The organism is Sphingosinicella microcystinivorans, from assembly GCF_027941835.1.
Classification (GTDB): domain Bacteria; phylum Pseudomonadota; class Alphaproteobacteria; order Sphingomonadales; family Sphingomonadaceae; genus Sphingosinicella.
Genome location: NZ_CP116005.1, coordinates 3,327,982 through 3,351,988 on the forward strand (window position 1 = coordinate 3,327,982; position 24,007 = coordinate 3,351,988).

24 protein-coding genes, 1 tRNA gene, 1 pseudogene and 1 riboswitch are annotated in these 24,007 nt (G+C 68.2%); of the genes and pseudogenes, 8 read left to right on the plus strand and 18 right to left on the minus strand.

Going from position 1 to position 24,007, the window contains the following annotated elements; all coding sequences use genetic code 11:
• Positions 1–8 precede the first annotated feature (8 nt).
• Positions 9–476, plus strand: coding sequence for a 3-hydroxyacyl-ACP dehydratase FabZ (fabZ, locus tag PE061_RS15960; RefSeq protein ID WP_271256222.1), 468 nt, complete (start codon positions 9–11; stop codon positions 474–476).
• Between the two features lie 113 nt (positions 477–589).
• Here the strand turns inward: fabZ and mobA are convergent, their stop codons facing one another.
• From mobA to PE061_RS15990, 6 genes are read right to left on the minus strand one after another with little or no spacing between them, the layout of a single operon-like run.
• Entirely contained in the window at positions 590–1,129 is a 540-nt protein-coding gene (gene mobA, locus PE061_RS15965; RefSeq protein WP_271256223.1) for a molybdenum cofactor guanylyltransferase, read from the minus strand.
• A 6-nt stretch (positions 1,130–1,135) separates the two neighbouring features.
• The gene (locus PE061_RS15970; protein ID WP_271256224.1) at positions 1,136–1,648 is read right to left on the minus strand and encodes a RidA family protein; all 513 of its coding nucleotides are present in this window, start codon (positions 1,646–1,648) and stop codon (positions 1,136–1,138) included.
• Between the two features lie 16 nt (positions 1,649–1,664).
• Positions 1,665–2,828, minus strand: a complete 1,164-nt coding sequence (locus PE061_RS15975; protein ID WP_420794314.1) for an isovaleryl-CoA dehydrogenase — start codon at positions 2,826–2,828, stop codon at positions 1,665–1,667.
• Positions 2,825–4,813, minus strand: coding sequence for an acetyl/propionyl/methylcrotonyl-CoA carboxylase subunit alpha (locus PE061_RS15980; protein ID WP_271256225.1), 1,989 nt, complete (start codon positions 4,811–4,813; stop codon positions 2,825–2,827). Before PE061_RS15980 ends, PE061_RS15975 begins: the two co-directional genes overlap by 4 nt.
• Positions 4,806–5,633: an enoyl-CoA hydratase-related protein gene (locus PE061_RS15985; protein WP_271256226.1), complete on the minus strand. Its 828-nt coding sequence runs from the start codon at positions 5,631–5,633 to the stop codon at positions 4,806–4,808. Before PE061_RS15985 ends, PE061_RS15980 begins: the two co-directional genes overlap by 8 nt.
• Positions 5,634–5,640: 7 nt before the next feature.
• Positions 5,641–7,230, minus strand: coding sequence for a carboxyl transferase domain-containing protein (locus tag PE061_RS15990; RefSeq protein ID WP_420794315.1), 1,590 nt, complete (start codon positions 7,228–7,230; stop codon positions 5,641–5,643).
• Positions 7,231–7,320: 90 nt separating this feature from the next.
• Between PE061_RS15990 and PE061_RS15995 the strand changes: the two genes are divergently transcribed.
• A complete protein-coding gene (locus PE061_RS15995) occupies positions 7,321–8,226 on the plus strand; it encodes a LysR family transcriptional regulator (protein ID WP_271256227.1) in 906 nt (301 codons plus the stop codon).
• On the opposite strand, the gene PE061_RS16000 is transcribed toward PE061_RS15995, so the two are convergent.
• The 4 genes from PE061_RS16000 to PE061_RS16015 are packed head-to-tail and all read right to left on the minus strand — an operon-like array spanning position 8,178 to position 12,476.
• Positions 8,178–8,879: an ABC transporter ATP-binding protein gene (locus tag PE061_RS16000; protein WP_271256228.1), complete on the minus strand. Its 702-nt coding sequence runs from the start codon at positions 8,877–8,879 to the stop codon at positions 8,178–8,180. The genes PE061_RS15995 and PE061_RS16000 overlap by 49 nt on opposite strands.
• Entirely contained in the window at positions 8,876–9,841 is a 966-nt protein-coding gene (locus PE061_RS16005) for a FecCD family ABC transporter permease (protein WP_271256229.1), read from the minus strand. The genes PE061_RS16000 and PE061_RS16005 overlap by 4 nt, the downstream gene beginning before the upstream one ends.
• A complete protein-coding gene (locus PE061_RS16010; RefSeq protein ID WP_271256230.1) occupies positions 9,838–10,617 on the minus strand; it encodes an ABC transporter substrate-binding protein in 780 nt (259 codons plus the stop codon). Before PE061_RS16010 ends, PE061_RS16005 begins: the two co-directional genes overlap by 4 nt.
• Positions 10,605–12,476, minus strand: coding sequence for a TonB-dependent receptor plug domain-containing protein (locus tag PE061_RS16015; RefSeq protein WP_271256231.1), 1,872 nt, complete (start codon positions 12,474–12,476; stop codon positions 10,605–10,607). Before PE061_RS16015 ends, PE061_RS16010 begins: the two co-directional genes overlap by 13 nt.
• Before the next feature lie 76 nt (positions 12,477–12,552).
• A riboswitch (cobalamin riboswitch) is annotated at positions 12,553–12,753 on the minus strand.
• Positions 12,754–12,854: 101 nt separating this feature from the next.
• Here PE061_RS16015 and rpmE point away from each other — a divergent pair.
• Genes rpmE through PE061_RS16030 form a run of 3 tightly spaced genes read left to right on the plus strand, consistent with a single transcriptional unit; the run spans position 12,855 to position 14,518 of the window.
• Positions 12,855–13,085, plus strand: coding sequence for a 50S ribosomal protein L31 (gene rpmE, locus PE061_RS16020; protein ID WP_271256232.1), 231 nt, complete (start codon positions 12,855–12,857; stop codon positions 13,083–13,085).
• 36 nt (positions 13,086–13,121) lie between these two features.
• On the plus strand, positions 13,122–13,547 hold the full coding sequence (locus tag PE061_RS16025; protein ID WP_271256233.1) for a VOC family protein: 426 nt from the start codon (positions 13,122–13,124) through the stop codon (positions 13,545–13,547).
• Positions 13,544–14,518, plus strand: coding sequence for a zinc-binding dehydrogenase (locus PE061_RS16030; protein WP_271256234.1), 975 nt, complete (start codon positions 13,544–13,546; stop codon positions 14,516–14,518). The genes PE061_RS16025 and PE061_RS16030 overlap by 4 nt, the downstream gene beginning before the upstream one ends.
• Here PE061_RS16030 and PE061_RS16035 read toward each other — a convergent pair.
• The gene (locus tag PE061_RS16035; RefSeq protein WP_271259229.1) at positions 14,505–14,897 is read right to left on the minus strand and encodes an OsmC family protein; all 393 of its coding nucleotides are present in this window, start codon (positions 14,895–14,897) and stop codon (positions 14,505–14,507) included. The two genes, PE061_RS16030 and PE061_RS16035, sit on opposite strands and share 14 nt — an antisense overlap.
• 73 nt (positions 14,898–14,970) lie before the next feature.
• Positions 14,971–15,831, minus strand: coding sequence for a pirin family protein (locus PE061_RS16040; RefSeq protein ID WP_271256235.1), 861 nt, complete (start codon positions 15,829–15,831; stop codon positions 14,971–14,973).
• Positions 15,832–15,999: 168 nt separating this feature from the next.
• On the opposite strand from PE061_RS16040, the gene PE061_RS16045 reads away from it, so the two are divergent.
• Positions 16,000–16,545, plus strand: a complete 546-nt coding sequence (locus PE061_RS16045) for a TIGR00645 family protein (RefSeq protein WP_271256236.1) — start codon at positions 16,000–16,002, stop codon at positions 16,543–16,545.
• Positions 16,546–16,796: 251 nt separating this feature from the next.
• On the opposite strand, the gene istB is transcribed toward PE061_RS16045, so the two are convergent.
• From istB to istA, 4 genes and pseudogenes are all read right to left on the minus strand, one after another.
• Positions 16,797–17,525, minus strand: a complete 729-nt coding sequence (istB, locus tag PE061_RS16050) for an IS21-like element helper ATPase IstB (protein WP_031304487.1) — start codon at positions 17,523–17,525, stop codon at positions 16,797–16,799.
• Positions 17,512–17,664 carry a hypothetical protein gene (locus PE061_RS16055; protein ID WP_271256237.1) on the minus strand — a complete coding sequence of 51 codons (153 nt, stop codon included), beginning with the start codon at positions 17,662–17,664 and terminating at the stop codon, positions 17,512–17,514. Before PE061_RS16055 ends, istB begins: the two co-directional genes overlap by 14 nt.
• 5 nt (positions 17,665–17,669) lie before the next feature.
• Positions 17,670–18,843 (minus strand): IS3 family transposase gene (locus tag PE061_RS16060; protein ID WP_420794306.1). Its coding sequence is split into 2 segments (ribosomal slippage): positions 17,670–18,561 and positions 18,560–18,843, totalling 1,176 coding nucleotides; the frame shifts between segments, so codons are not numbered across the junction.
• Between the two features lie 60 nt (positions 18,844–18,903).
• A pseudogene (gene istA, locus PE061_RS16065) lies at positions 18,904–20,277 on the minus strand (IS21 family transposase); the annotation flags it as partial.
• Positions 20,278–20,415: 138 nt separating this feature from the next.
• On the opposite strand from istA, the gene PE061_RS16070 reads away from it, so the two are divergent.
• The gene (locus tag PE061_RS16070) at positions 20,416–20,634 is read left to right on the plus strand and encodes a hypothetical protein (RefSeq protein WP_271256238.1); all 219 of its coding nucleotides are present in this window, start codon (positions 20,416–20,418) and stop codon (positions 20,632–20,634) included.
• Positions 20,635–20,891: 257 nt separating this feature from the next.
• Here the strand turns inward: PE061_RS16070 and PE061_RS16075 are convergent, their stop codons facing one another.
• Together PE061_RS16075 and PE061_RS16080 are read right to left on the minus strand one after the other, a co-directional pair.
• Complete coding sequence (locus tag PE061_RS16075) at positions 20,892–22,514, minus strand: DUF4435 domain-containing protein (RefSeq protein ID WP_271256239.1); 1,623 nt, start codon at positions 22,512–22,514, stop codon at positions 20,892–20,894.
• Between the two features lie 28 nt (positions 22,515–22,542).
• Positions 22,543–22,632: transfer RNA gene (locus PE061_RS16080), tRNA-Ser, on the minus strand.
• A gap of 262 nt (positions 22,633–22,894) precedes the next feature.
• On the opposite strand from PE061_RS16080, the gene PE061_RS16085 reads away from it, so the two are divergent.
• Complete coding sequence (locus PE061_RS16085; RefSeq protein WP_271256240.1) at positions 22,895–23,980, plus strand: lytic murein transglycosylase; 1,086 nt, start codon at positions 22,895–22,897, stop codon at positions 23,978–23,980.
• Positions 23,981–24,007 lie beyond the last annotated feature (27 nt).

Here is a 24,007-nt window from a genome sequence, read left to right on the forward strand (position 1 = left end):
ACGGCATCTTGTCAGGGGGCGAGGGCTTCGACGCGATCGAGGTGGGAGCAGTCATGGCGCTGCTCCCGCACCGTTTTCCCATGCTGCTCGTCGACCGCGTGGTCGATTTCGTGCCGAACGAACGCGCACGCGGCATCAAGGCGGTGACGATCAACGAGCCGTTCTTCCAGGGCCACTTCCCGGCGCGCCCGATCATGCCGGGCGTGCTGATCGTCGAGGCGCTCGCGCAGACCGCGGGCGTGCTCGCGATCAAGTCGCTGGGCGAGGCGGGCGCGAACAAGCTCGTCTATTTCATGGCGATCGAGAACGCGAAGTTCCGCCAGCCGGTGGAGCCCGGCGTGCTGCTGAACCTCGACGTCGAGTTCGTGCAGCGCCGCGCGACGGTGTGCAAGTTCAACGGCAAGGCCAGCATCGACGGCAAGCTCGCCGCCGAAGCCAGCTTCACCGCCATGATCGCGGACCCGCCCGGGGCCTGAGGGTTTTCAGGGGCGAGCGCAACTTTCCCGTTCGTCACCCCGGGGAAGGCCGGGGCCCATGCGACTGATCCGCTTGCGTCGTCTTCCGGCGCGTTTCTGCGCCTTTCACCGGCTTATGGGCCCCGGCCTTCGCCGGGGTGACGGGTCGTGGGGAGGGGCAGGTCCTCGGGCCGGTTGATGTTCCGGATCGGGTCCGGCCACGGCACCAGCGTCGCGCCTGCCGCCTCGCGCCATATCCGCATGGCGCGCGGCGCACCGCTTTCCAGATAGGCGGCAAGTCTCTCGGCAAGCGTCGTCGGCCACACGCCGACGACCGGCAGGTCCGCGACGACGGCCGGCGCTGCCGCGACGAGCGTTGACAGCAACGCCTCGGGCAGGTCCGGCACGTCGCAGGCCGTTGTCAGCACCGCATCGAAGCCATTTTCAGCGCCATAGGCGAGCGCGCCGCACAGGCCGCCGAGCGGGCCGAGGCCGGGGCCGGGACGATCCGGCACGCCGCCTTCGCGGCCCACGATCACCACGGTTTCGCAGAAGGGCGCGATGCTGGCGGCGGCATGGTCGATCAGGCGTTTGCCGTCCAGCAGGGCTTCAGCCTTGTCGCTGCCGAAACGGCGGCTTTCACCGCCTGCAAGCACCGCGCCGAGGATACGCACGGCGCGTCAGCGCGCGATTTCGATGGTGGCTTCGATCTCGACCGCATAGCCCGCGGGGAGCGACGCGACGCCCACCGCCGAGCGCGCGGCAAGGCCGCTGTCGCCGAACGCGGTCTTCATCAGCTCCGAGAAGCCGTTGATGACCTGCGGATGCTGCACGAAGTCCGGCGCGCTGTTCACCATGCCGAGGATGCGCACGAAGCGCTTCACGCGCGCGAGATCGCCGCCGAGCGCGTCCTTGATCGTGGCGAGCATACAGAGGCCGACGCGCTCCGCCTCGGCGCGGCCTTCCTCCAGCGTCACGTCAGCGCCGACCTTGCCGCGCTTGCCGCCGCCGATGCAGTCGATATGGCCGGAGAGGAACAGCAGGTTCCCGGTTTCGACCGAAGTCACGTAAGCCGCCGCGGGCTTCGGCGCGGCGGGAAGGCTGTGCCCCGCCGCCGCGAGCCGCTCCTCCGGCGTCGCCGCCAGCGCCGGTGCCGCGATCACGGTGAGGAGAAACGGCAGCAGTCGGCGCATGGGCGGTCCTTTCGGGTCAGGCGGTTTCCTCGAACAGCTCGCGGCCGATGAGGTAACGGCGGATTTCGCTCGTACCCGCGCCGATCTCGTAGAGCTTGGCGTCGCGCAGCAGGCGTCCGGTCGGATACTCGTTGATATAGCCGTTGCCGCCAAGCGTCTGAATCGCCTCGAGCGCCATCCATGTCGCCTTCTCGGCGGAATAGAGGATGCAGCCCGCCGCGTCCTTGCGCGTCGTCTCGCCCCGGTCGCACGCCTGCGCGACCGCATAGACGTAGGACCGCGCCGTGGAGAACGTGACGTACATGTCGGCGATCTTGCCCTGCATGAGCTGGAAGGTGCCGATCGGCTGCCCGAACTGCTTGCGTTCGTGCACGTAGGGAACGGTCACGTCCATGCACGCGGCCATGATGCCGAGCGGCCCGCCCGAAAGCACGACGCGCTCGTAGTCGAGGCCGGACATGAGCACGTTCACGCCCTTGCCCTCTTCGCCGACGATGTTCTCGTAGGGCACCTCGCAGTCCTCGAACACCAGCTCGCACGTGTCCGAGCCGCGCATACCGAGCTTGTCGAGCTTCTGCGCCGTCGAGAAGCCCTTGAAGCCGCGCTCGATGAGGAAAGCGGTGATGCCGCGCGGCCCGGCCTCGGGATCGGTCTTGGCGTAGACGATCAGCGTGTCCGCCTCCGGCCCGTTGGTGATCCACATCTTGTTGCCGTTGAGGACGTAGCAGTCGTTCCTGCGCTCGGCCTTGAGGCGCATCGAGACGACGTCCGACCCGGAGCCGGGCTCGGACATGGCGAGGCTGCCGACATGCTCGCCGGAGATGAGCTTGGGCAGGTACTTCGCCTTCTGCTCGGCCGTGCCCCAGCGGTTCAGCTGGTTGATGCAGAGGTTGGAGTGCGCGCCGTAGCTGAGGCCGACCGACGCCGAGGCGCGGCTGATCTCCTCCATCGCCACCACGTGCGCGAGGTAGCCGAGTCCAGCGCCGCCGTTTTCCTCCGGCACGGTGATGCCGTGGAGGCCGAGCGCGCCGAGTTCGGGCCAGAGGTCGCGCGGGAACTTGTTCTCAGCGTCGATCTCGGCGGCGCGCGGGGCGATCTTGTCCTCGGCGAACGCGCGCACGCTCTCGCGCAGCATGTCGATGGTCTCGCCGTGGGCGAAGTTGAGAAGGGACAGGCTCATTGGTCCTCGCTTTCGATTTCAACCAGCAGCGTGCCTTCGGCGACCTGGTCGCCCTCCGCCACCCCGACCTTCGCGACCGTGCCGGAAACCGGCGCGGTCATGCGGTTTTCCATTTTCATCGCTTCCAGCACGAGCAGGCGGGCGCCGGCCTCGACCCTGTCGCCGGGCTTCACGAACACGGCGAGCACGCGGCCCGGCATCGGCGCGGCGATGCGCCCGCTGCCGCCTTCGGCCGCATCGGCATCCGCCGCCGCCGTGCCGAGAACGAACACGCGGCCGCCGATCCGCAGCTCGAAGCTGCTGTCGCGCTCCACGATGGTCGCGCGGACGAGCTCATCGCCGAGGTCGGCCTCCACGCTCTGCGGTCCTGTCCACGCCAGCGCGCCGGTCACGGCGTCGTCGAGGCCCTCGATGCGGTATCCGGCGCCTTCGGGCGTCAGGCTGAGCGTGCGCTTCTCGCCGCCTTCGGGGAACAGGTCGACATGGCGGCGGCTCGGCAGGTTCATGCGCCACGCGCCCGCGCGCTCGAACATCGTCTGCGCCGCGGGCGGCGCGTAGCCGCCGACGCGGCTGAGCGCCGCGAGCGCCAGCACGCGGTCCGGGATGTCCGTGGGCGGCTTCAGGCTCTCGGCGTGGCGGGCGATGAAGCCGGTGTCCACGTCGCCGTCGCGGAACGACGGGTGATCGACGAGCCGCGCGAGGAACGCCCGGTTCGTGCGCACGCCCTCGACGATGGTAGCGTCGAGCGCGCCGACGAGGCGGTCGATGGCGCTCTGCCGGTCGGCGCCGTGCGCGATCACCTTGGCGATCATCGGGTCGTAGTGGATGCCGATCTCGCCGCCCTCCACGACGCCGCTGTCGATGCGGACGCCGGGACGGCCTTCCGGGAAGACGAGCTGGCGCAGCCGCCCGGTGGAGGGCAGGAAGCCGCTCTCGGGGTCCTCGGCGTAAAGCCGCGCCTCGACCGCGTGGCCCTCGATGCGGAGCTGCTCCTGCGTGAGCGGCAGCTTCTCGCCGCGCGCGACGCGGATCTGCCATTCGACGAGATCGGTGCCGGTGATGAGCTCCGTCACCGGGTGCTCGACCTGAAGCCGCGTGTTCATCTCCATGAAGTAGAACTTCGGGTCGCCGGTGGTGTCGACGTCGTCGCAGTCGAGGATGAACTCGATGGTGCCCGCGCCCTCGTAGCCGATGGCAGTCGCTGCCTTCACGGCCGCCGCGCCGAGCGCCTTCCTGAGCGAGGCGGAGAGGCCGGGGGCGGGGGCCTCCTCGATGACCTTCTGGTGGCGGCGCTGGAGCGAGCAGTCGCGCTCGAACAGGTGGACGGCGTTGCCGTGCCGGTCCGCGAACACCTGCACCTCGACGTGACGCGGGCGGAGGATCAGCTTCTCGATCATCACGCCGTCGTTGCCGAAGGACTTCTCGCCCTCGCGCTTCGCCGCGATGAGCGCGTCCGCGAACTCGGACGGGTCGTCGACCCGGCGCATCCCCTTGCCGCCGCCGCCCGCGACCGCCTTGATGAGCAGCGGGTAGCCGACCGCCTTCGAGGCGGCTTCGAGGCGCGCGAGGCTCTGGTCGTCGCCCTGATAGCCGGGGGTGACGGGGACGCCCGCCGTCTTCATCAGCTTCTTGGCGGTGTCCTTGAGGCCCATCGCGTCGATGGCCTTCACCGGCGGGCCGACGAACGTCAGCCCCGCGTCGCGCACCGCGAGCGCGAACCCGGCGTTCTCGGAGAGGAAGCCGTAGCCCGGATGCACGGCGTCCGCATTGGTGCGCGCGGCGGCGTCGAGCAGGCGGTCGGCGAGCAGGTAGGATTCGGACGCCGGGGCCGGGCCGATCAGCACGGCCTGTCCGGCCTCGTGCACGTGCGGCGCGTCCGCATCGGCCTCCGAGTAGACGGCGACGGTCTCGATGCCCATCCGGTGCGCGGTGCGGATGATGCGGCGGGCGATCTCGCCCCGGTTTGCGATCAGCAGCTTACGCATCGGTCTTCATCCAGTATGGCCGGCGTTTCTCGAGAAAGGCGGTGAGGCCCTCGGCGGCTTCCTCCGTGGCGCGCCGCGCGGCGATGCGGCGGGCGCTGTCGGTGCGGAGCGCGGGGGTGATCTCGCGGCCGGCGAAGTCGGTGACGAGCGCCTTGGCGTCGATCACCGCGCCCGGCGCGGCTTCGAGGAGGGCGTCCACCCACGCGTCCACCTGCGCGTCGGCGGCGTGGAGATCGGGCACGCCGACATGGACGAGGCCCATCTCGCGCGCTTCGGCGAGGCCGAACAGCTCGGCGGTGGTGAACCAGCGCTTCGCCTGCCGCGCGCCGATGGCGGCGATCACGAACGGCGAGATCGTCGCGGGGGTGAGGCCGAGGCGGACTTCGGAGAGGCGGAACTTCACGCCCTCGATGCCGACCACCATGTCCGCGCAGGCGACGAGCCCGACGCCGCCGCCGAAGATGTTGCCCTTGGCGACGGCGATCACCGGCACCGGACAGGCCGCGATGCTGGCGAGCATGTCCGACAGGCGCTGCCCGTCGGCGACGTTCTCGGCCTCGCTCCAGCCGCCGGCGGCGCGCATATATTCGAGGTCCGCGCCCGCCGAGAAGCTCTTGCCTTCGCCCGACAGCACAACGGCGCGCACGCCCGCCATCTGGGCGACGGCGTCGAACATGCCCTTGAGGGCGGCGATCAGCTCGGCGTTGAAGGCGTTGTGGCGTTCCGGGCGGTTGAGCGTGACGCGCGCGACGTTGTTCTCGTCGAGCGTGAAGCTGAGCGTGTCCGACGCGGGGACTTCGATTTCGGTGTTGTCGTTCATCGCGCCCTCACATCCGGAACGTGCCGAAGCGCGTCTCGGGGACCGGCGCGTTCAGCGAGGCGGCGAGGCCGAGCGCCACCACCGTGCGCGTGTCGGCGGGGTCGATGATGCCGTCGTCCCACAGGCGGGCGCTCGCGTAATAGGGGTGGCCCTGCTTCTCGTACTGCGCGCGTATGGGGGCCTTGAACGCCTCTTCCTCGGCCTTCGTTTTGAAGCCGCCGCGCTTGACGGTGGCGAGCACCGAGGCGGCCTGTTCGCCGCCCATCACGGAAATGCGCGCGTTCGGCCACATCCAGAGGAAGCGCGGGCTATAGGCGCGGCCGCACATGCCGTAGTTGCCCGCGCCGAAGCTGCCGCCGATCACCACGGTGAACTTCGGCACGGCGGCGCAGGCGACGGCCGTCACCATTTTCGCGCCGTGGCGGGCGATGCCCTCGTTCTCGTAGCGCTTGCCGACCATGAAGCCGGAGATGTTCTGGAGGAACAAGAGCGGCACGCGGCGCTGGCAGCACAGCTCGATGAAATGCGCCCCCTTCTGCGCGCTTTCGGAAAAGAGGATGCCGTTGTTGGCGACGATGCCGACCGGATAGCCCTCGATATGCGCGAAGCCGGTGACGAGCGTTTCGCCGTAGAGCGCCTTGAACTCGTCGAGCGCGCTGTCGTCGACGATGCGCGCGATGATCTCGCGCACGTCCACCGGGTGCCGCGTGTCGGCGGGGACGAGGCCGTAAATCTCGGACGGGTCGTGGCGCGGCGGCTTCGGCGCCTGCACGGCAACCTCCGGCGCGCGGGGCGCGGGGAGGGTGGCGACGATGTGGCGCGCGATGGAAAGCGCGTGCGCGTCGTCGTTGGCGAGATGGTCGGCGACGCCGGAGATACGCGCGTGCACGTCGCCGCCGCCGAGCTCCTCCGCCGTCACCTCCTCGCCGGTCGCGGCCTTCACCAAGGGAGGCCCGCCGAGGAAGATCGTGCCCTGGTTGCGGACGATGATGCTCTCGTCGGACATGGCGGGCACGTAGGCGCCGCCCGCGGTGCAGCTTCCCATGACGACGGCGATCTGCGCGATGCCTTCGGCGGACATCGTCGCCTGATTGTAGAAGATGCGGCCGAAGTGGTCGCGGTCCGGGAACACCTCGTCCTGATTGGGGAGGTTGGCGCCGCCGGAATCGACGAGATAGACGCAGGGCAGGCGGTTCTGGCGCGCGACTTCCTGCGCGCGCAGGTGCTTCTTCACGGTGAGCGGATAGTAGGTGCCGCCCTTCACGGTGGCGTCGTTGCACACGATCACGCAGGTGCGCCCGGCGATCTGGCCGACGCCGGCGATCACGCCCGCGGCGGGCACCTCGTCCTCGTAGACGTCGTATCCGGCGAACAGCGACAGCTCGAGGAAGGCGGTGCCGGGATCGAGCAGCCGCTCGACGCGTTCGCGGGGCAGCAGCTTGCCGCGCGCCGTGTGCCGCTCGCGCGAGTCCGCATTGCCGCCGAGCGCGATCTGGGCCGAGCGTTCGCGCAGGTCCGCGACGAGCGCCTGCATCGCCTCCGCATTCGCCTTGAATTCCGGGTCGATACTCTTCGCCTGCGTGCCGATTACGGCCATCGGTCGATCATCCCCTCAGCTTCATTCAGGGCGGGAATAGCACGCCCGGGGGATTCGGTCTTAATTGAATGCATTGCCGGTTTCGCATAGATGGCATCTATGTTTGACGGCTATCTCCTGCGCTACTTCCTCGCCGTCGTCGAGACGGGCAGTTTCACGGCGGCGGCGGCGCGGGTGAACGTCACGCAGCCGACGCTTTCCGCGGGCGTCGCCAAGCTGGAGCGCGAGCTCGGCGTGCCGCTGTTCATCCGCTCCGCGCGCCGCGTGGAGTTGACCGAGGCGGGCGCGCGCTTCCTTCAGCGGGCGCGCAACATCATGCAGGAATACAACGCCGCGCTCGGCGAGATCGGCGAGCCCGCGCGGCGGCGGGCCTTGCGGCTCGGCCTGCTGCACACGGTTCCGGCCAGCATCGGCGAGCGGCTCGTGCGCGACTGGCAATCCATTGATGGCGCCAATGGACTTGAGATCGTCGAGGGCAGCGACGCCGAGCTTGTCACGCGCCTCGATCAGGGCCGCGTCGACATGGCGCTAACGCTGATGCGTGCGGGCGCGGACAAATATGCGCCGGTCGCGGTCTGCGAGGAACCCTATCTGCTGATGATGCCGGAGGACCACGCGCTCGCGGGGCACGACCCGGTGCCGTCCGACGCGCTGCACAGCACGCCGATGGTCGTGCGCCGCCGCTGCGAGGTGCTGAGCGAGGTCAGCCGGCACTTCACGGGCCACGGCGTCCGCCCGCCGCTCGCTTACCGCACGGTGCAGGAGGAGCGCGCGCTGGCGATGGTCGCCGCCGGGCTCGGCGTCACGGTGATGCCCGCATCGTACAGCGCGCCGAGGATCGTTCAGCGCCGCCTGTCCGGCTTCGACCGCACGCGCACGCTCGCCGTGCTGCAAAGCCCCGTGGCGATGGCGCTGAGGAGCGATGTCGCGCGCATGACGTCGCTCATTCAGGAGGCGCTGCGCCGCCAGCCCGCGCCGTCGCGGGCGATGCCGTAGACGGCGGCGAGGTTCGCGTCGGTCAGCACGGCGGCGGGCGCGCCTTCCGCCACGATCCGCCCGCCCGCCATCAGCACGCAGCGGTCGCAATGGCCTTCCGCAAGCGCGAGATTGTGGAATGAGGCGAGCACGCCCGCGCCGCGCGCGGTCTCCGCGCGAAGCAGCGCCAGCACGTCGAGTTCGTGGCCGGGATCGAGGTTGGCGGTCGGCTCGTCGAGCAGCAGCCAGTCGGCGCGCCCGGCAAGCACGCGGGCGAGCAGCACCCGCGCCCGCTCGCCCGTGGAGAGCGTGTCCACGCGCCGCGAAGCGAATGCGGTTATGCCGACGCACGCCAGCGCTTCCGCCACGGCGTCCGCATCCGCACCCGACAGCGCGACGATGTCGTCCGCGCGCATCGGCCAGTCGACGCGGCGCCCGGCGGGCATGTAGGCGATGCGCCGCGCCCGCGCCGATGACGTCATGGCGGCGAGCGGTGTGCCGTCCGCCTCCACGGCGCCGTCCCCGGCGGTGAGCCCGGCAAGCGCGCGCAGCAGCGTCGTCTTGCCCGAGCCGTTCGGCCCGATGAGGCCGACGATCTCGCCGCGCGCGACCGCGATGTCGAGCGGGCCTTCGAGGTGCGGCCGCATGATGCCGGTTGCGACGAGGCCGTTCATGACTGCACCCCGCGCCGCGAGAGGATCAGCCACAGGAAGAACGGCGCGCCGAGCATCGCGGTGACGACGCCGATCGGCAGTGTCTTGCCGTTCAGGGGAAAGCGCGTCGCGATGTCCGCCGCGACCAGCAGCACGGCGCCCGCGACGGCGCTCGGCAGCAGCGCGGGGCCGGGGCGGTTCCTGACCAGCGGCCGCACCAGATGCGGGACGATGAGGCCGACGAAGCCGATGATCCCCGCCACGGCGACCGCGCCGCCGACGGCAATGGCGCTGCCGCCGACGATCCGCCAGCGCATCGGGCGCACGTCATGGCCGAGCGTCGCGGCGACGTCCTCGCCGAGCGCCAGCGCGTCGAGGCCGCGCGAAGCGGAGAACACAAGCGCGCTTCCGATCAGCATGGCGGGCAGGCCGACACCGACATGCGCGACGCTGCGGTCCGCGAAGGAGCCGAGCAGCCAGAACATCATGTCGTAGAAGGCGAACGGCGACGCGGCGAGCGCCAGCGCGAGGTTCATCATCGCGCCGCCCAGCGCCGAGATGGCGACGCCCGCGAGGATCAGTGTCGTCGAGGATGCGCCGCGCCCGGCGAGCAGCAGGAGCAGGACGAGCGCGATCAGCGCGCCCGCGATGCCGCCGCCCGCCATCGCGATCGTTCCCGAGAAGCCGAGGAAATAGCCCGTCACCACCGCGCCGAGCGCCGCGCCGGCGGAGGTGCCGAGGATGTCGGGCGAGGCGAGGGGGTTTCGGAGGAGACCCTGCAAGGCCGCGCCGCTGATGCCGAGCGCGGCACCGGCGGCAGCGGCGAGGACGAGCCGAGGCAGCCGAAGCTCCGTGAACAGCATCCGGGCGAGATCGGGGTCGCGAAGCAGCGCCGAGACCGGCACCTCGCCGACCAGCAGCGACAGCAGCGCGACCGGCACGAGCAGCGCCAGAAGCAGGACGGACAGCCGCGCCGCCGTCACCGGATCGTCTCCCGCAGGCGCGCGACATCGGCCGCGGCGAGCGGGCCGGGGCAGAGCCACGCGCGGCCGTCCACCTCGACATTGCGTGTTCCGGCGACGCGGACGGCACTGTCGATCCATTCCTGCGGCAGCGAATATTGCCCGCTGCGGTAGCGGCTGTGGATGAGGAGCGGCGGCGGCGCGGCGATCAGTCCCTCCAGCGACACGCGGCCCGTGGGCGTGCTGGTCTGCCGGATACCCGCATAGGTGAGCAGTTCGGAGCTGATCGAATCCGGGGCGGCGGTGAGCCCGCCCGCCGTGATCATCAGGCCCGTATGGCGCGGCGGCAACGGCGATCCCAGCCGTGCGTCCATCCAGCCGATCAGCGCCTCGCCGCGCGCCGGATGGCCGAGCGCGGCCGCCACGGTGCGGATGTTGGCCCGGAGGCCCGCGAGCGTCATCGGCGGCGGCACGTCGACGACGCGCGTGCCCGTCCGCTCGGCGAGCGCGCGGGCGAAGCGGTTCACCGCGCCGCCGGTGACGACCAGATCGGGCTTCAGCGCCGCGACGGCGCTGAACCTGCCGTCGTTGCCGTGCAGGCCGCGCGCTTTGGGGGCGAGCGGCGTCTCGTGCCGGTCGTGGCCGAGATAGGAGACGGAAACGAGCTGCCCCGGCTCGGCGAGCAGCAGCACCAGTTCGTCCGTGCAAAGCCCGAGCGAGGCGACGCGTGCCGGTGCGGCCTCCGCCGCCGTCGCGGCGAAGGCCAGCAGGCCGAGAAGGGCGATCAGCCGCCCCATTTCACCCGGATGCCGCCGAACGCGGAGATGCCCTGCGTCCGATATCCGTAGGCGTCCTCATAGGTCGCATCGAACAGGTTCTCGATGCGGCCGGTGAGTTCGAAGTCGCCGCCGAGCCTCACGCGGCCCGAAAGCGTGGCGAGCACATAGTCCTTCAGCGTCACGACGCGCGCCGGGAAGCTGTCGAAGTCCGTGTCCTTGCGATTGCCCACGTAGTTCGCCGCGAACGTCACCGAGGCGGCGTCGAAATCGGCGGTCGCGAGCAGGCTGCCGCTGTGGCGAGGCCGCCGGGCCTCGCGGAGCCGCGCGACACCCGCGAGCTGCGCCTCCCTGGCGTCGAGCCACGTGTAGCTGCCGCCGAGCGTCAGCCACGCGAGCGGCTTCGCGTCGAACGACGCTTCGATACCCCTCCGCTTGCTCTTGCCCGCCGCGTTGGCGACGCCCGACAGGAAGGTCGCGGAATCGAAGGTGGAGACGATCTCGTTCTCGAGATCGGCCTGGAACCACGTCACGTCCGCCGAGACCGCAGCCGTGCGATAGCCGACGCCCGCATCCCAGCCGACCGAGCGTTCCGGCCTCAGGTCCGGGTTGCCGACGAAGCTGCCGGGGAAGAAGCCGAACATCTCCGTGAAGGTCGGATCGGTGACGCCCTTGCCCGCGCTCGCGTGGACGGTGAAGCCGTTCTCCAGCGTGTAGCGGCCGCTCGCGCGCCACGTCGTCGCGTCCTTGAAGGCGTCGTTCTCGTCGCGGCGGACGCTCGCGCCGAGGGCGAGGCCGCCTGCGCTCAGCCCGTAGTCGAGCACGAAGCTGGTGCGGTCGCGCGAGACGCGCTGGTTGGTGCCGCCGAAATACTCGGCGTCGTCGGCAATGAAGCGCTGCGTGCGATGCTCGATCGCGCCGGTGACGCGGTGGCGGAAGGCCTCGCTGCCGAAGTCGATGCCGGTCTGGTAGCCGGTCTCGAACACCTCGGCGTCGGTGCGGTTCAGGAACGTGCCGCCGTCGCGGTTGATGTTGTCGGTGGTGACGAAGCTGCCGAAGATCTCGTGCCGCCAGCGGCCGTCCAGCGTGTCCACGCGCCCGAAGCCGCGCAGCGCGGTCGCGCGGATGCGCGTCGCGTCGCGCGTGTCGTCGCGCACGAAGACATCGTTGTAGCCGTCGAATTCGCTGAGCGAACTGGTGTGGCGCACGACGAGGCCGAGCTCGCCGTTCTCGATCGGACGCACCGAGGCCTTGGCGGAGAGCATCAGCGATTCATAGCCGTCGCGCTCCCTGATGCCGCCGCCGAAGCTGTCGATGCCCTTTGTATCGTACCAGCTCGATTGCACGACGATGCCGCCGCGCTCGCTGCCGATGCCGGCGCCGCCCGCCGCGTGGACGGTGCCGAACGAGCCCGCCTCGGCGCTGCCGAAGATGCGCGTGCCGTCCGCGGGCTCCGCCGTTGTGACGGATACGACGCCGCCGATCGCCTCGGAGCCCCACAGCGCCGACTGCGGCCCGCGCAGCACCTCGGCGCGCGCGATGCCGTCCGAGGGCAGGGTTTCCCAGCGGAACTCGCCGGAGGTGGCGGGGTCGTTGGCGGCGATGCCGTCGACGAAGACGAGCGTGTGGTTCGCCTCCGCGCCGCGGATGCGCACCTGCGTCTGCGCGCCCGTCGGGCCGGACCGCGCCACGGAGACGCCCGGCGACAGGCGCAGCACGTCGACGAGCTGCGGCAGCGCGACCGCCTCGATGGCGGCGCCGTCGATCACGGTCAGCGCGCTGCCGGTCTCGCCGTAGGCGACCGGCTCGCGGGCCGCCGAGACGATCAGCTCGGCATCGCTCGCGATGGCGGCGGATGAAAGAAGAAGTGCAACAATCATAATGTCCTCCATGACCATGTTCTCACATCGTCACAGCGGGCATGACTGCTCGCACGCGATCGGCTGGACCCGGCCGGGCGTGGACGACAGACATGGCAGGTTTCCTGGCTTGCGGATCGCCGTCTTGATGCCGCCTTCCCGGTCGGGCCCGCGAAGGGCCGTTCCAGTGGCATCGTGGCATCGAGACTAGCCGCCTACAGTTGCGGGCACAGCGCCGGTTTCGGACCGGCTTCCCTATTCTCCCCGTTGCCGGGGCACCATGTCATCCGCGGGCCATAATCGCTTGCCGCGCGGCTTGCAAGTGGCGCGCGTGTCGGCTATTGGCGCCGCTTTCCCGGCGGCTGGTCGGAAACCAGCGGCAGAAGACGGAGCAGTCCAGTGAAGCAGAACATCCACCCCGACTATCACACCATCACGGTGCAGATGACGGACGGGACCACCTACCAGACGCGTTCGACGTGGGGGAAGGAGGGCGACACGCTGCTCCTCGAAATCGACCCGACGACGCACCCGGCATGGACCGGCGGCGCGCAGAAGGTGCTCGACACCGGCGGCCGCGTCGCGCGCTTCAACAGGCGCTTCGGCGGTCTCAGCCTCGGCAAGAAGTAAGCCCCGTGCGGCGGCGTCTCGCCTGAGCGCGCCGCCGTGAACGGACTTGTCCATCACATCGACCTCAACGCCGGCGATCTCGCGGCGTCGAAGCGCGTCTACGGCCTGCTGCTGGACGCGCTCGGCTACACGTGCGTGCGTGACGACGGCGAGTGCGAGTGGGACATACGCTCGCCCGCCGGCTTCGCCTCGATCGGGCTGAAGCAGGCGCGGCTCCCGGACCACGCGCATCAGCGCTACGCCCCCGGCATCCATCACCTCGCCTGGTCGGTGGACAGCCGCGCCGAGGTGGACCGCATCCACGCCCTGCTCCGGGACGCCGGAATCCGTATCCTCGATGCGCCCGCGCTCTATCCCGAATATTCGGCGGACTATTACGCCGTGTTCTTCGAGGACCCGGACGGCATCAAGCTCGAGGTGCTGAATGCGCCGGGCTTCGCGGCCCCGGGCCGCAATCCGTGAAGGCATGGGTCTGCCACCACCTGAGCGAGGACCGCTCCGGGCTGCGCTTCGAGGCCGCGTGGCCTGACGCGCCGTCGCCCGCGCCGGGCGAGGTGCGCGTCGCGCTGAGCGCGGCGGCGCTCAACTTCCCGGACCTGCTGATGCTGTGGGGGGGATACCAGTTCAGGCCGGCGCTGCCGTTCGTGCCGGGCGTCGAGGGCGTCGGCGTCGTCACCGATACGGGCGCGGGCGTCGATCCGGCGCTGGCGGGGCGCCGCGTCGTCGTCGTCGCGCGCTCGGGGTGCCTTGCCGGGGCGATCACGCTCGGCGCCGAAAGCGTTCGCCCCGCGCCGGAAACCTGCTCCGACGCGGAAGCGGCGGCCTACGTGGTCGGCGCGCTCACCGCGTGGGTCGGGCTCGCCGAGCGCGGCCGCCTCGGCAGGGGCGAGACGCTGCTGGTGACGGGCGCGGGCGGCGGCATGGGGCTCGCCGCGGTCGCGATGGGAAAGGCGCTCGGCGCGCACGTCATCGCCGCCGCGTCCGATGCACGGAAGCTCGTCGCCGCGCGCGCGGCCGGGGCCGATGAAACCCTTCTCGTCGAACGCGCCGCGCCCGATCTCCCGGCGTTGAAGGACCGTATCGACGTGGTGTTCGATCCGGTCGGCGGCGCGCTGTTCGCGCCCGCCGTGCGGACGCTGCGCTGGAACGGGCGCTACCTGCTGATCGGCTTCGCGGGCGGCATCCCGGAGCCGTTCGCGTCAAACCATGCGCTCATCAAGGGCATCGAGATCGTCGGCGTGCGCGCCGGGGAATTCGGCCGCCGCGACCCGGCGGGCGGCGCCCGCGCCCGCACAGCGATCGACGCGCTCGCCGCGTCAGGGCGCTACCGGCCCGTCATCGGCCTCGAGGTGCCGCTGGCGCGTGCCGACGAGGCGTTCGCCGCGATGGCGGCGGGCACGCTCGTCGGAAAGGCCGTGGTCAGGATTCGCTGAGCGTCGTTTCGACCGGCACGCCGTTTTTGATCGCGAGCGTCACCGGCGTGCGCTCGGCGATGTCCGCCAGCCGCGCGCGCTGTTCATCGGAGAGGTCGCCGGTCAGCGTCAGCACGCGCTCGATCCGCGCAGTGTCGCCGTCCTTCAGGTGCCGCATCGCCACCCCGGCGCTTTCCAGCGGCCAGCCCTTGCGCTTCGCGTACATCCTGAGCGTGATCGCCGTGCACGAGCCGAGCGCGGCGAGCAGAAGCTGGAACGGGGCGGGCCCGGTGTCCTTGCCGCCGAGCGTCTCGGGCTCGTCGGACACGAACGCGTGATGCCCGGCGCGGACGTCGACCTTGTAGTCGTCCGTGCCGATGTTCGCGGTCACGCGCGCGATGGTGATTTCGGCCATGTCGGCTCCTTCGCGAAAGAAACGGGAGGCAGACGGCGCGCGCCTACCTCCCGATCCACTATGCCGCAGCCATCCGGCCGAAGCGACCGCTGTTGAAGTCGTCGATGGCGGCGCGGATCTCCGCCTCGCTGTTCATCACGAACGGGCCGTAGCCGACGATCGGCTCCTCGATCGGTTCCCCGGTCAGCACCAGCAGGGTGCTGTCGCCGGACGCCGCGATCCGCGTGGACGTGCCCGTGCGGCTAAGCTCCAGCACCTCGGCGGCGCCCGCATCGGTGCCGTTCACCGTCACGTGGCCCGACAGCACGACGACGAGCGTCGTGTGGCCTTCGGGCAGGTCGAGCGTCACGTCGGCGTCGCGGTCCAGCCGCACGTCCCAGACGTTGACCGGCGTGAACGTCCGCGCCGGGCCGGTCTTGCCGCCGAGCGTGCCCGCGATGAGCCGTGCCCGCCCGCCGCCGAGATCGACGACGGGGATGTCCGCGTCCACGATCGACTGGTAGCCGGGCGCTGCCATCTTGTCCTTCGCGGGCAGGTTCACCCAGAGCTGGACCATGCGGAACGGGCCGCCCGTGCGGGTGAAGCCCGCCGAGTGGAACTCCTCGTGGAGGATGCCGCCCGCCGCCGTCATCCACTGCACGTCGCCGGGGCCGATGACGCCGCCGTTCCCGGCGGAATCCCTGTGCTCCACCTCGCCGTCATAGACGATGGTGACGGTCTCGAAGCCGCGGTGCGGGTGCGTGCCGACGCCGCGCGGCGTCTCGGCGGGCTCGAACACGTGCGGGCCGGCATAGTCGAGCAGCAGGAACGGGCTGATCGCGCCGCCCTGCGCGTGGTAGGAGATCAGCGAGCGCACCGGAAAGCCGTCGCCCACCCAGTGGCGCTGTTCGTTGGTGTGGCGTCTTGTGATCGTCTTCATGTCCATGTCTCCTGCGTGCGGACAGCGCACGACACGGCGCGCTGCCCGCCTTCGCAAGCCCATATGGTGACGCTGCGCGGGGCGGGGAGGGTGCCCGGCCGCAACACGGGGTTTCCGCGTGCGGAACGCTCTTGGAGAATCGCACGGGCATTTGATAGGCGAGGCGCCATGTCCTCCAATCCCTCCGGCATCCCGCCGCAGCTTCGCCCGCTTCCGCTCCTCATCTTCAGCTCGCGCTGGCTGCAGCTGCCGCTCTACCTCGGCCTCATCGTCGCGCAGGGCGTCTACGTGTTCCTGTTCCTGAAGGAGCTCTACCACCTCGTCATGCACAGCTGGGAGTTCACCGAGCAGCAGATCATGCTCGTGGTGCTCGGCCTCATCGACGTGGTGATGATCTCGAACCTGCTCGTGATGGTCATCGTCGGCGGCTACGAGACGTTCGTGTCGCGGCTCGGACTACAGGGGCACCCGGACCAGCCGGAGTGGCTCAGCCACGTGAATGCCGGCATTCTCAAGGTGAAGCTGGCGATGGCGATCATCGGCATCTCGTCGATTCACCTGCTCAGAACCTTCATCGAGGCAAGCCACATCGGCACGCCGACCGCCCGCATCACCGCCGAGGGCGTGCTGTGGCAGACGATCATCCACGCCGTCTTCATCCTCTCGGCGATCGGCATCGCCTATGTGGACCGGATGACGCAGCAGAAGCACTGAGGCGGGCTGCGCTGGCGGACAGGGTGGGATTCGAACCCACGGTATCGTTACCCGCACGGCGCTATCTTCTGGGATGTCAAACGGCGTTCAAAAGGGACCCCGATCGGCGTCGAAGAGGGACCCCCTTTTCGGATAATATGATGCTGGTTTGTTGAAGATGGCCTTGCGCTGCGTGCGGCGGAGGGCGGGCGTAGCCCGACCGGAGGCGCGCGCAGCGCAAGATAGATTTTTGAAGGCGCCGAAGGTGGCTGTCAGCTGCGGTTTTTGAAGCGCCAGCTGTCGTTGCCCGTCTCGACGATATCGCAGTGGTGGGTGACGCGGTCGAGCAGCGCCGTGGTCATCTTGGGATCGCCGAACACGGTCGGCCATTCGCCGAAGGCGAGGTTCGTGGTGATGATGACGCTGGTCCGCTCATAAAGCTTGCTGATGAGGTGGAACAGCAACTGCCCTCCCGAGCGGGCGAACGGCAGATAACCGAGCTCGTCGAGCACGATCAGGTCGAGCCGCGACAGCTGCGCCGCCAGGGTCCCGCCTTTGCCGATCCGGGTCTCCTCTTCGAGGCGTGTCACCAGATCGACGGTGTTGAAGTAGCGGGCGCGAGCGCCCCTTCGCACGACATTGGCGGTGATCGCGATGGCGAGGTGGGTCTTGCCTGTCCCCGTGCCGCCGACCAGCACGATATTGCGGCGAGGCGGGAGGAAGGAGCCATCGTGAAGGGAGCGGATCATCTCCTCATTGATCGGTGTGCCCTCGAAGCTGAACCGCTCCAGGTCCTTCACCACGGGCAGCCTCGCAGCCGTCATCCGATAGCGGATGGAGGCTGCATCCCGGTGGGTCGCCTCAGCACGGAGCAGGTCGGTCAGTATCTCCATGGTGGTGCGCTTGCGCTGGAGGCCGGTGGTGACCGCCTCGTCGAACGCCGCCGCCATGCCCTTGAGTCCGAGGCCGCGCATCGTGTCGATCATATCATGCCGCTGCATCATAGCCTCGCAGCAGATCATAGCGGGCACAGTCGGCGAGCGGAGGATGCTGCAGCATCCGGTCTTCCGAAGTGACGATGCTGTGGGGTGTCGCCGGCTCGCGGCGCCGGGAGTGATCTTCCTCCGGTTGTGCGGACACTAGGGTTAGCCCGTCATGCGTTGCTCGGCCTGTTCGGGGGTGAGATACCCGAGCGCCGAGTGCATGCGATGCCGATTATAATAGCCTTCGATATATCCGAACAGAGCCTGCCGGGCTTCGACGTGCGTTGCCCAGCGGCATTGATGGACCAGTTCGACCTTCAGCGTATGAAAGAAGCTCTCCATCGGCGCGTTGTCGTAACAGTTTCCGGTGCGGCTCATCGACGCGGTCGCGCCGATCGCGGTGAGTTGATCGACATAAGCCCCGGCGGCATATTGCGATCCGCGATCGGAGTGATGCACGAGTCCGCGTGCTGGTCGCTGCCGTTGGGCGGCCATCATCAACGCAGCGAGCGTCAGTTCGGTGCGCATGTGATCCCGCATCGCCCAGCCCACGATCTTGCGCGTCGCCAGATCGAGCACGGCCGCCAGATACAGCCAGCCTTCGCCGGTCGGGATATAGCTGATATCGGCCAGCCACACGCGGTTCGGCGCCGTTGCTTCGAAGCGCTGCGCTAGCAGGTTCGGCGCGATCGGCAGGTAATGGCGGCTGTCGGTCGTCGAGGGCCGAAAGCGGCGACCGGCAAGCGCACGAATGCCGTGACGGCGCATCAGCCGCTCGACACGACCGCGGCTGCAGCCGCGCCCTTCCGCGCGCAGCGCGGCATGCATCCGGGGACTGCCGTATCGCCCGGAATGCCGCGCCTGGATCCGGCGGATATCGGCGAGCAACACGGCGTTCTCCGTCATGCGCATACTCGGCGGTCGATCGCGCCAATCGTAATAGCCGCTGCGCGACACACCGAGCATGCGGCACATGACGCTGACCGGCCAGGGGCCAGCATGGGCGCGGATGAACTGGAACTTCACCGTGGCATCTCCGCGCAAATGCCGACCGCTTTTTTAGAATGTCGCGCTCCATGCGCGTGCGATCGAGCTCGCGGCGTAGCCTGGCAATCTCCGACGCCTGATCCGCCGGCGACGCCATCGACGATGATAGCGGCTTCGCCGCAGGCACTGTCCCCTTGATCTCCAGTGCCCGTTGCCAGCGCCTCAACATCGTCGGCATGATACCCAACTCACGCGCAACGTCGGCCTGCATCCGACCGCTCGTCTCCCATAGCGTCACCGCCTCGCGCTTGAACTCGTCCGTGAAATATCGCTTCCCAACCTTTGCCATCTTACACCTCCTGGCTCCAATGAGCCCTTCATCGGTGTCCGCGCAACCGGGGGAAGATCACAGCTCGTCGCTGGCCGTTCCGTTCGCCAACGCTTCGCGCACGGCAGCCTCTACCGGCTCCAGGCCATCGGTGAGCACCGCCGAGAGGACCCGCACGAACCTGCGATCGGCCTCGTCCCCGGTGCCGAGCCTTCGCCGTAATCGGTGCAGGGCGGGCGGCAGATCCCAGTCCTGGAACGGTGCGCCGTTACGCAGCGCGCCGGGCTTGTGCGCGAGGACCGGCAGATAATGCCAGGGATCGTATATCGTGCGGTTCCGACCGAAGTGGCGCTCATGCTCCCCGACGATCGCATCGCCGCAGCGTATGACGATGCGATCGGCATAGGAGCGCACCTGAACGGTCCGGCGTGCGGCCGTCGACATGACCGAGTAGCGGTTGCGATCGAAGCTGATGAGGCAGGTGCCGGTGACGGCATGCTCGCTCTCATGGAAGCCGTCGAACGGTGCCAGGATCGGCTGCAGGGCCGGTCGCTCCATATCCAGCGCCTCGGCGACGGTAATATCCCCGCGTTCGGGATGGGCATGATGCTCGGCCCAGCGCCGGCACTCGGCCTCCAGCCACCCGTTGAGCTCGGCCAGGCTGGCGAACCGGAGTCGCGGCTGGAAGAAGCGGCCTCGGATCGTCTGGACCTGCTGCTCGACCTGGCCCTTCTCCCATCCCGCCGCCGGCGAGCAGGCGGTCGGCTCGACCATGTAATGATCGGTCATGATCAGGAAGCGGCGGTTGAACACACGCTCCTTGCCGGTGAACACGGCCGTCACCGCCGTCTTCATATTATCGTAGATACCGCGTCGCGGCACACCGCCGAAGAACGCGAACGCCCGGGCATGGGCATCGAACAGCATCTCCTGGCCCTCGCGCGGATAGGCCCGGACATAGGGTGCGCGCGAGTCGCAGAGACGCATATGCGCCACCTTCACCCGCATCGGCTTGCCGGCGATCTCCACATCCTCGTGGCTCCAGTCGAACTGGTAGGCCTCACCCGGCTGGAAGGTCATCGGGATGAACGCCGGTGCGCCTTCGCCAGCATCCTTCCGCCGCGCAGCACGCCAGCGCGCCGCATAGCGGCGCACCGCATCATAGGATCCATCGAACCCCTCGCGCACCAGCAGGTCATGGATACGCGTCATCCGTAGCCGATCGCGGCGGCCGCGACCTTCGTTCTCCTCAAGCAGCGCATCGAGACGATCCTGATAAGGACCGATCCGCGGCAGCGGCTGGACTTTGCGCTGATAGTTGAACGCCGCCTCCGGCGACCGGATCGCTTTGCGGACGACCTTCCGCGACAAACGAAGGTCACGAGCGATCGCCTTGATCGCCTTACCCGCTGCATGCTCACGCCGAATCCGAACCACTGTCTCCACGATCAACATCCCGTTCTCGCCAACTGATCAAAACCAGTCGGCCGACTAAATCCCCGGGATGAAGGGGTCCTTTTTGCACGCCGATCACCCCACGAAGGGGGTGCCTATTGCACGCTGATCCTCACTTCTGGGACTGCGATAACCACAATGGCAGGCATCCGCGCCCTTCAACACCGCATCAAGCGGATTGAGGAAGCGGAGAAGCCGCGATGGTCCCCGTTCACGCTTCTGTTCGGCTCGTTTGACGTATGGGTCGAGCGGGAAGTGTTGCCCGGTATCGAAAGCGGGGCGCTGGACCAACGGGATATGATTGCCGTTGTCGCTGCCCTGCGCCGCTGGGAGGGTGACGGAACATGGCAGAATTAGGATAGCGCGGGGGTTCTCCATCGCCCGCCGCGCCGAGGGTCAAGGCCACACCGCCCCCTCACCTTCACAACATCGGGGCCAGCAGCGGGACGGAGCGCTCCTTCTCGCCTGCCGCTGCCAGCACCCTACACCTTCGGCGCTGGGCGCTGTCGTGAACGACAAACCCCGAATTTGCCGGACCTAGCGTCTAGGTCCCGCGAAATGCGTGCTTAGTCTGTATCATGCCTGCGGGAAGCAAGCCTATCTTAAGCTCGTCGTTAGGGCCGAGGCGTCGGCGTCGGAAGGTAGGATTTAAGCGCGTCGCACAGTGCGGGGCTTTCGTCGGATCGCAACTCCCTTCCGATATACTCCTCAAGGGCCTTTTGCTGATAACCCAGTTGCCGACCGGCCTCAGCGAGCAAACCTTTGTTGTCGTAGTACAGAAGGACTTTCTCGAATTCCTGCGCAGCGATTGCAGCTGACAGAACCGACTTGACGTCTGCAAAGATCGTCTGGACGTTCACGCTTGCGGTGGCGGCAACAAAGGCGGCCTCTAGGGACGCGGCGTCAGTCCCTGTCAAACCGATCTTCTTCATCTCAGCGTCAACACGGCGCTTTGTATAGCGAAAGCATACAGCGTCGATATCGCGATTGGCTGCCGTCAATACGAAAGTGCGCAGGTTCGCAAGCTTCTGTTGAGCGTCCTGATCCGTGAACTTCAAGGCCTTCGCTATGGCGAGGAACACCTCGGGCAAAACCAGAAGGTTCTCCACCTCCGAAACCGGCAATCTATACACTCCTTTGGCTTCGAGATGGACCGCTTCGGCGTCCGTGCGGCCGTCGGCATCAACCAGCCCTGCACAGCCGACACGGTGCAACTCTGGCCAAGCGGCGAAGCTAGCGACGGTGTGGATGACCTGATCACACGAACCAACAGGAATAACCGTGAAGGTACTGTAGACTCGCCGATAAAGAGCTGAATCAAGGCTACCGCCATCGCCTTCAACGAACAGCACCGGTCGGCGGCTACCGATGATGGTCGCAACTACGTCATCGGGCATGTCAGCATTTTCTGGGACGAGCTCGATATCCCAAGCTTCGCTTGGTTCCTTGCGATAGGCTCGAAGGGCGTACTTGGTTGCTGCGTGACGAGACCCAGCGAAATCCACATCATGCGTGATGTACAAAAACGCACAGTCCGGACGCGCCGCCTCAATCTGATCCCACAATTTGGCGAGGATCGACTTGTTGATATGTAGTTCAGGCTCATCGAAGATCAGCAAGGTATCCGGCTTCGCCAAAAGCGCCTGTGCGATCAGATAAAATATGACTCGCTCACCATCACTCATTTCTGAGGCGGAGTACTCATGCCCGTCGCTAGTCTTAGTTTTGACGTTACCACCGAGGACAACAAGTTCCCGATGAGGAAGCACCGTCTCCCAAATTGCCTTCAGCCTGTCGATCTTGGCCGCAGGCGGATCATGGCGGCTTTCGCGGTCCTCCAGTGCCTTTCGGCGGAAGGCGACGGATACGTCATTATTTTCGGCATATAGAGCCGAAAGGACATGATCGAAATCTTTCAGAAGGATAGTCTCGGGCTTCTGACCCCAGCGGCCTATCTCCTTGTGCCAGGGTTGGTCGTCATCTCTGCCAAACCGAAGCCTGTTCTCAGCGATCTCTAGGTTCGGGGGTACCACGTTTGGGTTGAGCACCAGCGACCTGTGTGCCGCGATCCTATGAGTCTCCACTGTGCCTTTGGTGAAGTGCCTGTCGAGGTAGACGCCCAGACGAGTCTTGCCTGCGCCGTTTGCGCCAATGAAAACGACACTTGCCCCGCTCCTGATCGAAATCGGAATAGGTCCAGTCGGCGTCGGGACGTCTACAGTCGCGTCTATTGCCATGCCATATCCATGGATAACTCGCTTGTTTTGGCGGAAGAGGTGGGATTCGAACCCACGGACGGGTTGCCCCGTCGCTGGTTTTCAAGACCAGTCCCTTAAACCACTCGGGCACTCTTCCATACCGAATTCAGGGCGCGGCTAGAAATCTGCTGGACGGCGGCACTACCGCAATCTTTAGCCATTCCTCGACCTACCGCTAAGCGATTCTAACTACGCTCCTTTTTAGCCGGTCCGTGCCACCGAGCGCCGAAACCCCCGCTAGCTTTCAAGACCGCTGCCTTAAACCACTCGGCCACCTGTCCGCTGGGCGCGTCTCATCGCCTATTGGGATTGCGGTTTCAAGCATGTAGGCTGGGCTGCCCGGCTGAAGGAGAGGAATCTTGATCCTGCGCTTTGCGGCAATCGCCGTGGCCTTGCTCGCCGCCGCGCCGTCCCCGGCGCAGATGCCCGCCGCTGCGCCCACGCCTGCACCTGCCGCCGAAGCGCCGCCGCCCGCGCCCACGACCGAGATGCGTTTCCAGAAATGGCTCGCGGATTTCCGCGCGCGTGCCGCGGGCGAAGGGATCAGCGCCGCGACGCTCGCCGCCGCGCTCGACCGCCTCACCTACAATCCGCGCGTCGTCGAGCTCGATCGCGGCCAGCCCGACGACAGCCGCCCGACCACGGTGCCGCTGTTCAGCGACTACCTCGCCGCGCGCCTTGTGCCTGCGCGCATCAACCCCGGCAAGCGCCTCGCCGCCGAGCTCGGCCCGACGCTGCGCGCGGTGGAGGGCCGCTACGGCGTGCCGCCCGAGATCATGCTCGGCATCTGGGGCATGGAGACGAGCTACGGCGGCTACACGGGCAATTTCGATCTCGTCCGCTCGCTCGCCAGCCTCGCGTTCGACGGCCGCCGCGAGGCGCTGTTCACGCGCGAGCTGATCGCGGCGCTGCGCATGATCGACAGCGGCGTGCCGCGCGGCCGGCTCGTCGGCTCGTGGGCGGGTGCCACCGGCAACCCGCAGTTCCTGCCCTCGTCGTATCTGACCCACGCGGTCGACTTCGACGGCGACGGCACCGCCGACATCTGGCAGAGCCGCGCCGACACCGCGGCCTCCATCGCCAATTATCTCAAGAACAACGGCTGGGTGACGGGCGGCGACTGGGCGATGCGCGTCTCCGTGCCCGCGGCGCTGGACCGTATGCGCGTCGTCAACACGGTCGAGCCGAAAAGCTGCGCGCGCGTGCTCGCCCGGCACAGCCGCTGGATCCCGGTGAAGGAATGGCGCGCGCTCGGGCTCGAGGCGCTCGACGGCCGCAGCTGGCCCGCCGACGACACGCTGGCGACGCTCGTCGAGCCCGACGGCCCCGGCAAGGGCGCCTACCTCGCCTACGGCAACTTCCGCGCGCTCCTCGCCTACAACTGCTCGAACTTCTACGCGCTCTCGGTGGGGCTGCTCGCGGACCGGCTGCGCAGCGGAAGCTGACAAGCGAGCGGCTTGACTAAGCCGCCG